Annotated in this window: 11 protein-coding genes and 1 pseudogene; 4 read left to right on the top strand and 8 right to left on the bottom strand. The window is 67.2% G+C overall.

What is annotated here, in order from left to right:
- Positions 1-19: 19 nt before the first annotated feature.
- Positions 20-586, bottom strand: a complete 567-nt coding sequence (locus tag C4U44_RS33930; protein WP_235032564.1) for an NAD(P)H-binding protein — start codon at positions 584-586, stop codon at positions 20-22.
- Between the two features lie 155 nt (positions 587-741).
- Between C4U44_RS33930 and C4U44_RS33925 the strand changes: the two genes are divergently transcribed.
- Positions 742-1,440 (top strand): TetR-like C-terminal domain-containing protein, encoded by a 699-nt coding sequence (locus C4U44_RS33925; protein WP_235032563.1) that lies wholly within the window; start codon positions 742-744, stop codon positions 1,438-1,440.
- Positions 1,441-1,583: 143 nt separating this feature from the next.
- Here C4U44_RS33925 and C4U44_RS33920 read toward each other — a convergent pair whose 3' ends face one another.
- On the bottom strand, positions 1,584-2,879 hold the full coding sequence (locus tag C4U44_RS33920; protein ID WP_235032562.1) for an alkaline phosphatase: 1,296 nt from the start codon (positions 2,877-2,879) through the stop codon (positions 1,584-1,586).
- A gap of 655 nt (positions 2,880-3,534) precedes the next feature.
- A complete protein-coding gene (locus C4U44_RS33915) occupies positions 3,535-4,881 on the bottom strand; it encodes a ribosomal protein L7/L12 (protein ID WP_146088408.1) in 1,347 nt (448 codons plus the stop codon).
- A gap of 429 nt (positions 4,882-5,310) precedes the next feature.
- On the opposite strand from C4U44_RS33915, the gene C4U44_RS33910 reads away from it, so the two are divergent.
- Positions 5,311-5,715 (top strand): hypothetical protein, encoded by a 405-nt coding sequence (locus C4U44_RS33910; protein ID WP_103889942.1) that lies wholly within the window; start codon positions 5,311-5,313, stop codon positions 5,713-5,715.
- A gap of 254 nt (positions 5,716-5,969) precedes the next feature.
- Here C4U44_RS33910 and C4U44_RS33905 read toward each other — a convergent pair whose 3' ends face one another.
- From C4U44_RS33905 to C4U44_RS33895, 3 genes are all read right to left on the bottom strand, one after another.
- The gene (locus tag C4U44_RS33905) at positions 5,970-6,776 is read right to left on the bottom strand and encodes a hypothetical protein (protein WP_103889941.1); all 807 of its coding nucleotides are present in this window, start codon (positions 6,774-6,776) and stop codon (positions 5,970-5,972) included.
- Between the two features lie 1,573 nt (positions 6,777-8,349).
- On the bottom strand, positions 8,350-9,012 hold the full coding sequence (locus C4U44_RS41305; protein WP_146088407.1) for a hypothetical protein: 663 nt from the start codon (positions 9,010-9,012) through the stop codon (positions 8,350-8,352).
- Between the two features lie 62 nt (positions 9,013-9,074).
- Positions 9,075-9,554 (bottom strand): hypothetical protein, encoded by a 480-nt coding sequence (locus C4U44_RS33895; RefSeq protein WP_265737357.1) that lies wholly within the window; start codon positions 9,552-9,554, stop codon positions 9,075-9,077.
- A gap of 286 nt (positions 9,555-9,840) precedes the next feature.
- On the opposite strand from C4U44_RS33895, the gene C4U44_RS33890 reads away from it, so the two are divergent.
- Both C4U44_RS33890 and C4U44_RS33885 read left to right on the top strand, forming a co-directional pair.
- Positions 9,841-10,467, top strand: coding sequence for an Imm21 family immunity protein (locus C4U44_RS33890; RefSeq protein ID WP_103889939.1), 627 nt, complete (start codon positions 9,841-9,843; stop codon positions 10,465-10,467).
- A gap of 99 nt (positions 10,468-10,566) precedes the next feature.
- The gene (locus tag C4U44_RS33885) at positions 10,567-11,061 is read left to right on the top strand and encodes a hypothetical protein (RefSeq protein ID WP_103889938.1); all 495 of its coding nucleotides are present in this window, start codon (positions 10,567-10,569) and stop codon (positions 11,059-11,061) included.
- A 2-nt stretch (positions 11,062-11,063) separates the two neighbouring features.
- On the opposite strand, the pseudogene C4U44_RS43795 reads toward C4U44_RS33885, so the two are convergent.
- Both C4U44_RS43795 and C4U44_RS33870 read right to left on the bottom strand, forming a co-directional pair.
- A pseudogene (locus tag C4U44_RS43795) lies at positions 11,064-11,613 on the bottom strand (IS630 family transposase); the annotation flags it as partial.
- A gap of 171 nt (positions 11,614-11,784) precedes the next feature.
- Complete coding sequence (locus tag C4U44_RS33870; RefSeq protein ID WP_103889937.1) at positions 11,785-12,339, bottom strand: TetR/AcrR family transcriptional regulator; 555 nt, start codon at positions 12,337-12,339, stop codon at positions 11,785-11,787.
- Between the last annotated feature and the right edge of the window lie 19 nt (positions 12,340-12,358).

The raw sequence follows: 12,358 nt of genomic DNA, 5'->3' as shown, positions 1-12,358 counted from the left end.
ATGGCGATGTACCCGTCCATCAGGCACGCACCGGAACCAGGATCTCCGCACCTGCGGTCGGTTTCTCCGCCTCGTCCAGCATCAGCGCCGCGACGGTGGCACGCGAGGCCCACGGCGGCATCACCGGTTTCGGGTACCGGGCCAGGGGAATGTTGCGACGCGTCTGCGTGACACCGCCGACCCGCAGATCCGGCGCATGGAAGACGGTGGCGCCGTTCGCGAGGGCGATGGCGTCCGCTTCCGCCTTCTCCGCGAGCTCCTTTCCGACGAACAGCCTCATGATGCCCTGATACATTCCGCCGCCGGCACCGGCGGACGTTCCCGAGCCCAACGCACCGAGCGACAGGGTGCGCACGCCCACGCCGGACAGGACCTTCGCGCCGGCAACCAGGGTCCCGGGGCCGTCGCCCTTGCTGATCCCCAGGGCGGAGACGATCACGCCCACATCCCCCAGGTCGGGGAACGCGGCCGGCTGCGTGACGTCCGCCTCCCGTACCTCGACCCTCCCCTGCTCGGGCTGGGCGTAGGCGCCCGGTCGGCGCACCAGCGCCACTACCTCATGGCCGCGCTGGAGCGCCTGCTCCACGACGGCACGGCCGACCCTCCCGGACGCCCCCAGAACCGCGACACGCATGGTCCCTCCTCCTTATAACTGAACACCCGTTGGCGATGATGAGTGAACACCTGTTGGTCAGGCGTGTCAAGCCGCCGTAGGATGTCCCCGGAAGAAGGGATCCCGACGTGAGCCAGACCGGCGCCACACCTCGCCGCCGCAACCCGCGCGGCCAGGGCCAGGTGCTCAAGACGCAACTCCTTGAGGCGGCCGCGCACCTGCTGGCCACCATGGACCGGCCAGAGACGCTCACCTTGCGCCAGGTCGCACGCGAGGTCGGTGTGGCCCCGGCCAGCATCTACAGCCACTTCCCCGACCTCGGCTCGCTCATCCAGCAGGTGCTGCACCTGCGGTACGAGGAACTCGCCGCGCGCATGAACGACGCAGCCGGTACCGCCTCGTCCCCTCTCGAGGAACTCGTCGCCCGCTGCGCCGCCTACATTCACTGGGGTGTGGAGCATCCGGGCGAATACCGCACCCTCTTCGGCGGCGGCATGCCCGAGACCCTCGTGCCCTTCGACACCCACGGGGTCGGCGAGGAGATTCTCGCCTCGGTGATCAGCGTCCTCTCGGACGTGACAACGGCACCCGGCCGGAAGCCGGATCCGCACGAGGACTGGCAGGCCGGCCTGCTGCTCTGGACCGGGATGCACGGCCTGGTCGCGCTGTACAACGCCCACGGCGCCATCGACTGGCCGCCCCTCGACGACCTGACCGCCAAGGTGCTCGGCAAGCACGCCTCACAGCCGGCACCCGTTGTCGCGAAGATCCTGCGCACCCTCAAGGAGCCCGACTCCGGCCGGCCGGTCGATCCGCACCACTCCTGAACCGACACCACCACCCCGGCACACGTCGACGGTTGGTCGACAGGCATGTGGCGCGCCGGGTCGAACTGCCGCGCACGCACGACGCCGACGGGCCCCGGGAAGCGATGCTCGGCTCCCGGGGCCCGTCTGCATGTGCCGCGACGTCAGTGGCGCGGAGCCAGGATCCGGGAGAGCACCTGGTGGACGTAGGTGTTGGGGTGCTTGCCGGAGAACTGCTCCGACAGCGGGCCGTCGGCCGTGACGGGCACGTCGGCACCGGTGTGGCCGGAGGTCGTCCAGTCCATGACGAACTGCTTGTCGCTGCCCTGGATGGCGAACGGGCCGTCCTCGGCGGAGACACCGGTGCCGGACTCGTCGGCGGCGTCGGTCGCCTCCTCCACCGTCAGGCCGCCGCACTCGTGGTCGCCCGTGACGACCAGCAGCGTGTCGGGGTGGGTGGCGACGTAGGCGCGGGCGATCGCGACGGTCCTGTCCAGCTGGGCCATCGCCTGCAGGACGCGCGTGCCGTTGTTGTTGTGCGCGAACTCGTCGACGCCCTCCTCCTCGACGAAGAGGAAGAAGCCCTTCTTATTGCCGTGGAGCGTGTCCAGCGCCTTGGTGGTCATGGTCGGCAGGTCCACGACGGGGCTGTAGACGTCCCCCTGGCCCTCGGGACGCTGCTGGAACATCTCCTCGTTCCCGAACAGCCCGAGCAGTTTGCCGCCCTTGGCCTTGCCGAGTTGCTTGGCGTCGGTGACGTAGGTGTAGCCGGCCTTCTCTGCCTTGGCGACGAGGTTGCCCTTGGTGCCGACGCTGCCTTCGGCGGGGTCCTCGGCAGGCTGGTCGGGGAAGGCGCCCGGCGTGCCCTTCGGCAGCCACCAGTCCTCGCCGCCGCCGAGGATGACATCCGGCTTGGAGACGTCGATGTACTGGCGGGCGATCTCGTCCTGCGCGGACCGGTTGGCGGTGCTGGCGAAGAACGCCGCCGGGGAGGCGTCGGTGACCTGCGCGGTCGTGACCAGACCGGTGGCCTTGCCGGCCGCCTTCGCCTGCTGGCCCAGCGTCGCGAGCGGGTTGCCGTCGACATCGACGCTGATGGCGCCGTTGTACGTCTTCTCGCCCGTGGCCCACGCGGTCGCCGCGGCGGCGGAGTCGGTGATGACGGCCTTCGGGTCGTGCGGCGACGTGGTGAGCTGACCGGAGGCGGCCAGCTTGTCCATGGTCAACTGGCCGTCCAGGCCGGCCAGGTTCAGCCGGGCGGCCTCCCGGTGGGCGGCGGCCATGCCGTCACCGTTGATGAAGATCACGTTCTTGGCGCTCTTGGCGGCCTTCGCGGCCGGGCTCGGCGCGGTCGCCGAGGCACCAAGGGTCGGGCTGACCACCATCGTTACCGTGGCCGCGGCCACCGCCGCCACCAGGGGCGCACCCCACCGCCGTACTCCGCGCACTCGCTCGGTCACAGGAACCTCCCAGGGGATTTGACTATTGCTTGACCCGGACATTAAGGAACCATTGGGTTCTTTCGCTGAACGGAATGTGGAGGCGAGTCGAACACCGTCCCTCTCGGCGGGTGGGCGGAAAGCTGCGCCGGGGCACGGAGTTGGAGGTGGCGCCGAGCAGGTCCCGCTCGCCTGCCACCCGACGGCCGGGTCGAAGTACTCGCCGTGACGGCGGTCCTGCCCTGTCCGCTGCCGACGCGGGCGGCGCTCTCCCCGAGGTGAGCGCGGATGATGGTGGTGTCCGGTGCGGTCCGGAGGTGAGTTGTGCGGTGGGTGCGGCTGGTCGCGTGGGTGCTCGGGCTGTATGCGTTCGCCGTGCTGTGCGGGCATTTCCCGAGGTCGGGCGGGACGGGGTTGTCGTGGGCGGCGGCGTGCTGGTGGGCTTTGCTGACGGTGCCGGCGAGCGTATTTGGATGGTCGACGCAGGAGTACCGGCGCCGCCGACCGTGAGTTGATGGCCCGGCTCAACCGCGGACGCGACGTACCGCGGCATCCCGGCCGGAACACCAGGTCACCTGGCTCCCTGAGATGACGGACTCCCGAGACGGAGGCCGAAATGCCGAACGCGCCCCCGCGGGCCGCAGCCGGACAGGCAGCCCGAGCAGAAGACCCTCCGTTACCAGGTGCGCCGGACCGGGCGCACCGCGACTGTGGCGCCTGCGTGGTTCAAGGCGGTCTCGGCCTTGGCCGCAGCGTCGGCGCTGACTGCCTCCAGAACCGCCCTGGGAGCCTTGTCGACAAGGTCCTTGGCTTCCTTCAGACCGAGCGACGTCAACTCACGTATCGCCTTGATGACCTGGATCTTCTTGGTCCCGGCAGAGCCGAGGATGACATCGAACGAGGCTGCGGGATCACGCGGCCACGTGTGCTGGACCGGGCGCACCGTGACCGTTGCGCCTGCGCGCTTCAGGGCAGCCTCGGCCCGGGCCGCAGCGTCGGCGCCGACCGCCTCCAGAACCGCCCTGGGAGCCATGTCGACAAGGTCCTTGGCTTCCTTCAGACCGAGCGACGTCAACTCACGTATCGCCTTGATGACCTGGATCTTCTTGGTCCCGGCAGAGCCGAGGATGACGTCGTAACCCTCCCCCTCTTCCCTGCGACCGTGGTGCGTCGGCGGGTTGGTGGCGTCCCTGAGGGTGGTGGGTGTCGCCGACAGCCCCCTGAGTGCCGCGATCGCGTCGCTTGCGGCAGGGCGGTATCCGGGGTTCTTCGCCAGCAGTTGCTCGATCAGCGCGGTCAGCGCGCCAGCGTTCCGCAACGGCGGATGCGGCTCGAAGGCCACTGCCGCGATGATCGCCGTCGCCGACGTACGTCGAAACGGCGAGATTCCCTCGACGGTCTCGAACAAGGTCGCTCCGAGAGAAAAGAGATCTCCTGCCGGGTGGTCTGCGTCCGGGGCCGCGCCGAACCGCTCGGGCGCCATGTACTCGAGGGTGCCGACAACCATGCCGGTCGAAGTGAGCGAGGTGTCGTCGCGGTGCTTCGCGATACCGAAATCAGCCAGCAGCACCTGTCCGTCGGCGGCCAGCATGATGTTGGCCGGCTTGACATCCCGGTGCACGATCCCGAGCCGGTGTGCGGCACTGAGAGCCGCCAGCACACCGAGCGCGATCCCGGCGGCCCGTTCCGGTTCGAGGCGGGTGCGCCGCGCGAGTTCCTGTGCCAGCGACACACCGTCAACCAGACGCATGACGACCCACGGCAGGCCGTCCTCGGTGACCACGTCGTACACGGCCACCACGTTCGGCTCGTCGCGTAGCGCCGCGGCGTTGCGCGCCTCGCGTTCCGCCCTGGCGACAAGCCCTGCCCGCTCGGTTGCGGAAGTGTACGGCGCGATCTTGATGCGCTTGATCGCAATCAGGGCATTCAACCGCTCGTCGTGCGCACGCCATACCTCGCCGAATCCTCCCGCGGCAATGAGATCGAGGAGCCGATAGCGACCACCGATCAAGCGTCCCGTCACGAGAGCCCCTCCGTCATCAGTCTTGACGTTGCCAGCAGCGTACTTCTCGGACCAGGGAAGGCGGGTGCGTTCTTGGATGATGAACTGACGGCGCGAGGCCGTCCGGGAAGAGCTGCTCGCCCGCAACGCCGCCCGGATCGTGGAAACCCCTACCGATTATCCAACCCGAGGGCACCGACACCCGGGGCCACGCCAGGGATGCTGCCTGAGCCACCGGTTCCCACATGCACGGCCAGGTTCCAACTCAGGTGTCCCGGCTCAATAACTCGAGTCGACCACCAGCGCTCACCCGCCCGGCGCAAGGCTCACTCGTCAACCAAAAGGATCAGTCAGAGGTCCTGCGCGGCAGCCGTGTTCCTTGCTTCCGGAAGCGGCCGCCGAACAGAAATCCCGTGAGGGCGACAGTGACCTTCTGTCATTCTGCTGGCCATGTCCGCACGAAATCGAAGGCTTCCCCGGCACCGTGCCTGGCCACTGACCACCACCGACATCGACGAGTGTCTCGGCCCCTCCATGACCCGAGTCACGGACCTGCGGTTCCTCACCGGACATGACAGCGAGACCATCGTTCTGGGAGCAGAATGGATCGCTCCGATCCCCCGCAACCACGGCCGCGGCACACACCCGGACATGGTCGGCTTCCGCATCGACATCCACCCGGTCGAAGCCGCTGAACGTGCTGCCACCCGCGCCGTCCTACGGGCGCAGGCCCTCCCGCAACTCCACGAGTGGATCACGCAGGCGATCGCTGCCAACGAGACCTGGCGACTGACTCCCCATCAGCACTACTGGCGGCTCACCAACGGCCACCTCACCCACCGCGACGACGCATGAACCCGGTCCGGACGGCACGCACACCCCAGATGCGGACGTGACGATTTCGGACCACCGGTACCGCGCTCCTCGCCCAAGCCGACCCGTCAGGACCAGCGGACTCGCCAACTGACCCCGAGGCCAGGGCACTTGCCGCCGACAGCAGAGCGCTCGTGTCCTGGTCTCCCTCCACCGACGAGGGATACATCGGCACGGACGGCGGGTCGCCTATAGGCCGGCGCTGCCGTTGCTCCCGTGGAGGTGGGGGCCAGGTGTCAGTAGTGGCAGTGGAGCCGTACCAGAAGGGTGTCGCCCGGCAGAGAGGCCAGAAAGAGCTCCGTGTCCGCTCCGACGGCCGGGGCGGTGTGGACGCACTGGTCCGAGTCGCACGCGCCGTGGACCGCCAATCCGTTCGGTTCCACCCACCAGCCGTCCGTCGTCAGCACATCCCGCCGCAACCACGCATCATACTTCGCAGAGACGCGTACACTGCTGTACTCCTCCCGGCTCCCCTGGTACGCGATCACCGGATGCTCCCTCGGGTTCGGGAAGGACAGCCGGCCTCCCCCGAGGCTGAACGGATGCTCCAGGTACGCCATGATCAGCGGCTGTTCACGATAGGCGGCAAACATCGCCGTCCCGTACGGATCATCAGGGAACGCCTGTGGATCGGTCTCCGAGCGCTGCACGAAGTCCGCCAAAGGAACCGCGGCCGGGTGGATCGCGGACAGTTCCTGCCACAGGTCCCAGGACGCAGCGAGCGCCCGCTCCATGGCGGCCTGGGGCCGAGTGAAATCGAGCAGCCCCCGCGGCCCACCTGCGCAGACCCCCGGCACGTTCGGCAGAGGAATGTCACCAGAGCGGGGCATGTCACGGATCAGCCGAGGATCATCGAAGTGCCCCTCGGCCACGGCGAACCCGTACCCGTTACTGCCGCCCGCGATCCTCCACCAGTCCCACCGGCCGCCGTCCACCGGATGGTCGCCATTCGAATCGAACGGCGCCAACGCCGCCGCCAGAGCTCCTTCCACATCCCCCGCAGCCTCCGCCGGCAGGCACACCGTCACCGACACTCCCGCCACTACGAACTCCTGACTTCATCCTCGACCACGTATGCAACCTCCGGTCGATCTGCCCTCGGTCGACGGACGGCACCGGCACATCATGGCGTGGTCGGATCGCGAACTCACCCTCGGCCGGGGGCGAACGGCCGTATATCGGCCTGGGGCCGCATTCTCCAGCGCCTCGGGCGCCGCGGTGCGCACCCGGTTCATCGCCGGCAACCCGTGCCGGTAGTCGCCCATCCCGCGCCCGGCGGCCGGCGAGCCGGTGCTCTGCCGTGAGGACGGCTTCCCACTCCGGCCGCAGTCGGTGCTCACGGAACTGCGCCGTCGTCCGGCCGAACTCGGCCTGCCCCGGATCGGGGTACACGACCCGCGACACACACCAGCCACCGGCATTGTGAGCTCGCAGGTGCCACTCGCCGTGGTCTCCAAGACGAGGCGGAGTCGGCGGACAGCAGGAGCAGTGACGACGCAGCGGTCTGACGATGCCGCGCAGCAACGGTGATCCGCGCTCGAGGACGGGAGCGAACACGACTGCCATCACCGTGCCATCACATGTACCCACCAACGCGTTCAGCGGGTCCGCCGTTGCCGATGAACCCGCTGATCACACTATCGGGACGACACGATTTGACCGTGCGACCCCCTGACCCCCAGTGCGTGAATAGAGGCCATTTCCGCGACAATCGGGATGAGCCTTCGCGGATTTCGTTCTGTTACGCGGCCTTTCTCTCATCGCAGCGCGGTCCCCACGTGGTCCCCGGCACCCTCCTCAACGTCGCCCGGGTCACCGCCTTCACGCGCTGTTCAAACTCATCCAACGCAGCGGATTCCGCGAACTCCTCGGCCTGCGCTGGAAAGACCTCGACCTCGGTCGGGGCACTGCTGCCGTCCGCCGCACCCTGCAGCGCACCAGCACGGGCGGACTCACCACGTTGCCCACCAAGACCTGGGCCTCCGAGCGCCGCAGCACCCTCCCCGCCCCCTGCCTCCAGTGACTGAAGGTCTACCGCGAGGAGTAGCCGTGCAACCGAGACACGGCAGGAACCGAGTGGCGGCACAGCAGACACGTGTTCAGACGGCACAGGGCGGACCGATCGACCCGACCAACCTCACCCGCGCCGCCAACACTCTCCTCCAAAAGGCCGGCCTTCGCAGCATCTGCTTCCACGACCTCAGGCACTCGACCGCCACCCTGTTCCTGGACGGGGCGTCGAACTCGTCGTCGTCAAAGGACTCCTCGGCCACGCCCGCCGAGCCATCGACACCCTCAGCAACGCCCTCTGGGCCCGACGGGCGAGACGACCGACTCCGACGACGGCAATGAACCGCCGCTTCGTGCAGCATCCATCCGCTGACGTTGCCGCAAACAACTGAGACAAAGACCAAAGGAGGCCCCACCGGAATTATTTCCGGCGGGGCCCTCTTGATATTTGAGCATGCCGATGGCGCGGCTCACAATTCCCGGGCGACACGCCGTTCAAGCGTTCAGGTCGACCGCCATCAGCATGGCTGATGTTCGGCTACAAATTAACACGGCGAGCGCGACCCCGCAGGCCCCGCAGATCCGGGGCCAGAATCTCAGAGACTTCTACCGTCCGCCAACCGTGCGAATTTCCCCGTCGCGCCCGAAGCCCAGTTCCCCCATCCGCGATTGCGCATCCGAAGCGAGCCGCCTGGTCCGCGCCAGGATGCTGACCTGCGGGACATGGCCACGCCCTGGGTTCAGAAAACGTTCTGCAGACAACGCATAATCGTCGGAAATCCACCACTGTGCAATGCTTCCAGACGCGTCCGCGTCCAACTGCAATGAACTTTCATTCAACGATTTCAAGGCCCTACGCGGCTCACATCTGAAGGACGCAGCAAATTTCCACCCGCGAAGCGCACTCCAAATGGCGAAATTCTCGATCATGTGCTCGACTCCGTCGAACAATGGCCAAAAATCAAAGCCCCAGGAACTTCCAATCCGGCCCGAATCAGTGAGCGCCAGAGCGCACTGTACTTCACTGTGGCGCGCCACTCGGACGACGTAATCGTCCCCGGCCCGCCATGCTTGCAACCGCCCGACGCTACCGAGTTCGAGCTGGCCGGCAAGGGCTCCGTCAGGCACAAGAATATTCATTCCACCGTATACGCGGTTGACTTCACCGAGTTGCGAATGAAGTGATCGGACCTTCTCGGAACGGACCGTTTCTCCCAATCTCTCCACGTCGATACAGAAGTTTCGCTCCGCCTCTTCGGACGCCTTCACGGACGCTGTCTCAAGAAATCTCGTGGCTCTCAGGGACAGCCCACCCTTATGACTGTCCACCCTTACCCCTGTTCGTCAAGATACTTGAACATCCTCTGACATGCCGGGCAAGGAAAAAGATTATCCCCATGCCCTGTGTAATCATACCCCTGGCTGCCACCCGCGACGTTCACTGCTGCGGGCCCGGCTCCCGCGAGCGGCGCTCCTTGGCTCTCCAGGTCGCACAATTCTTCCACCTCTGCACAGCCGCCACGGCGACTGGTCTCCTCAACTGCTTGCCGAACTTGACGGGTCAAAGTGGAAGTGTCATGCCCGACACTCACGCCGTATCCCTTGGCCCCGTTGGAGGCCGTGACTTCCGAAGCGACATTCGTCTTTCCGATATTTCCTTCCGCGAGGTCAAGCAATTCATCGCTTGGTCCCGACCCGCAGTTGTGCACCAGGACCGGCGTCGTACCAGCCAGCACATAGTACGAGTGGAGGCTCGCCACGGTGAGGTCGTAGGTGACGGCGACCGCGTGGTAATCGCGGACGGCCGTGATGGTGGCGTACGTGCCCTTGGCTTCGCGGAGCGGATGCAGGGGGGAGCTGGGACGCTTCGGTCCATTGGCGGGTGGAGGCGTTCCAGAAGGGGTGGTGCCAGGTGGTGGTGACGGTCCAACACGGGAGTGGCCGCGGTTAAACCCGTGGGTTGGTCATTTCTGAAGGGCAAAGCGGGCGGAACCCACGGGGCGGATGTCCCGTCTCGGGGTGTCTGCGGCCGCATCATCGATGGGCTGGTCCGCAGCCCCGCGCGAGATTGTCAGTGGCCGAGGAGACACTGGCGCCATGATGACCTCCTCGTTCGCCTCATCCTGTTCAGCCAAGGCCCCCACTTGGGTCCAGTCGATGGGCGGCCCGCTGATAGCCATCCCCCTTTCCGCACTGGACGGATGGGGCGGCAGCACGGAGTTGGGGATGGTCATCAGCGACGGGGATATCAAGGACGACTACGACCGCGCCTGCGAGGTCGACGGCCTGGCTGGAGTGGTTGGTGTGGGCAGCAAGGGCGCCCAAGGACTCGTCCTGGCCGACGAGCCCGCCACGACCTGCTATTTGCCGGAACTCCGCGTCTTTGTCCGCTGGCTTGGAGCAGACTCCGACGCCGATCTGATAGCCGCAGCCAAGACTGTCCTCGCCGACTCCGCTGTCGAGTGGGAGGAGTGTGGTCTTTGGGAGACGGACGGGGCGGCGGTGCTGATGGACTCTGCCGACGATGGGGCCGAGCTGAATGTCGAGTACCCCAACGGCGGCGGAATGCCGGACCAAGCACCCATCCCAATACCGCCCGGTCGCTGGGCTGTCCGCGCGGTTCATACCTCGGTAGACGAGGAGACCTCGGTGGGCTTGGTCCAGCTGTTCCCAGCCCCCCGCCTAAGGGCTGTCCCGCAACTGCTGGTCGCAGTGAGCCCGTAACGCCCGCCTGAGCTACTGAAGTTGAATGAGTGTTGTCGGGGAGCGGGCTCGCTCCACCTCGTGTAGGTCATGTTGTAGGTGCTGCGACATGATGTGCAGATGACGGAGGGTGGGGCGGATCTGCTGGCGTTGCTGCGTGAGCTCGATGACCCGCAGTGGCTTGAGTGGCCGGCAACGTACGACCGGAACGCAGTCGCTGCGCGGTTCGGCGAGCTGGTCGCGCGGCTCGAAAGTGACTTCGGGGTTCCGTGCGTGGCTGAGCAGGATACGCAGGATTCCAGCGAGTACGGGCGGGCCACTGTGCCCGCCGAGGCCACGGTATGCGGGACCCGGATCGTCGTCTGCGTCAGCAAGTTCGGATCCCTCCCCCTGGTCTGTGCTGAGAATCCGGGAGCCTTCCTCGGGACGCAGGACGCCCAGGACGAAGGCGAGCTCGACGCCGCCGCTCTGGCCTCCGTTGAGCGAGCCCTTGTCGAGCTCGGCTTCTCGGTCGTCCCGGAGGAACTGGTGGAGTCCGACTACGGCGGACCGAGTCGAGCGCACCTATACGGGCAGCGGCCCACGTGGTGGGACCGGTTCTTCGGAACCTTCTGAGGTCACGCCCCGGGGACCAGGCCCGTGCCTGCGAGGCAGCCGTCGATCAGGTGCGGGCGGTACTGGAGCTTCTTGAGCCTGTGCTTTACCGCGCGGGTGATCTCGCCGAGGTTTGCCGCCGCAAGGTTGCCGATGTCCCACTTGACGAGCGACCACACGCCCTCGGTCGGGTTGAGGTCGGGCGCGTAGGTCGGCAGCTGGACGACGCTGAGCCAATCGGCATTGGCTTCGATGAACTCGCGCAGCGGCCGTGTCAGATGGAGCCGGACGTTGTCCCAGACCAGCACGATCGGGCCGCCGAGCTGGATGCGGGCGCGGACCCGATCAGGTCGCGGAAGTCGCGCCAGCCGAATCCCTTCGGCTGGTCCTTTCGTCCGGTTTACTCGCAGACGGCGTAGAACAGCCGGGACCGCTCGCCGGGCTTGTAGCAGTCATGCCTGCCATCGAGACCCGGCCGGAACCCCGACCGCGCACGCGCACGACCGGCGTGCAACCGCGGCGACCCCAGGTCCTGGCCCGCGGCGGAGTCATCGACTGCCCGGCCTCGTCCTGAGGAGTGGGTCCAGGGTGGTGAAGACGTCGTTCCAAGGGCGCTGTCCGCCGAAGCCGTGCATCTCCTCCAGCGTGAATCCCTCGGTCTGTACCAGCCACCGCCGGAACACCCCGAAGCCGGTGTAGGACCAGGAGACGTCCGGGCTGCGGACGACAGCACATCCCCCGAGATCAGCGCACGGCCTCTCCGCGCACGTCCGCAGCCAGCCCGATCAGGAGGATGTCGACGAGTCGTTGAAGGTCTGTGGTGGAGTGCGCCAGACGGAACGAGGCAATGGCGCCGAGGCATACGCGTACGTCGTCCACTGTGACGTCCGGACGCACTGCGCCGGCCTCGCGGGCGCGGCGTACGAGCTGCTCCATTGCCCGTGCCTGTTCGCGGCGGTCGACAGCGAAGGCTGCCGCCGACGGGTGGGAACCGAACAGCGCCTCATTCAGCCCGCGGTCCTGCACCCGGTGCTCCGCGAAGCCATGTACGGCGCCGCTGAGCGCGCGCCAGGGATCGGGCTCGTCCAGAAATGTCTGCATGTCCCCACGGCACTCCGCGACAAGCTCAGCGAGCGCCGCCGTGACGAGGTCGGTGCGTGCCGGGAAGTGCCGATGGACCGTGGCAATGCCCAGACCGGCGCGGCGGGCGATCTCCCGCATCGGCAGGTCGAGCCCTTCGTCGGCGAAGGCGACGCGGGCGATGGCGATGATACGGCGACGGTTGAGCTCCGCGTCCACACGTGGTTTCCGAGTCACT

Origin of the sequence: Actinacidiphila yanglinensis (assembly GCF_900107965.1) — a bacterium.
Classification (GTDB): Bacteria; Actinomycetota; Actinomycetes; order Streptomycetales; family Streptomycetaceae; genus Actinacidiphila; species Actinacidiphila yanglinensis.
The sequence above is the reverse complement of the archived record's forward strand: the minus strand, read 5'-3'. Positions and strand labels throughout refer to the sequence as shown.

Excerpts from the sequence above, each read along its gene's own strand:
- C4U44_RS33910 (WP_103889942.1), top strand. The coding sequence starts at position 5,311 with ATGTCCGCACGAAATCGAAGGCTTCCCCGGCACCGTGCCTGGCCACTG.
- C4U44_RS33890 (WP_103889939.1), top strand. The coding sequence starts at position 9,841 with ATGATGACCTCCTCGTTCGCCTCATCCTGTTCAGCCAAGGCCCCCACT.
- C4U44_RS33885 (WP_103889938.1), top strand. The coding sequence starts at position 10,567 with ATGACGGAGGGTGGGGCGGATCTGCTGGCGTTGCTGCGTGAGCTCGAT.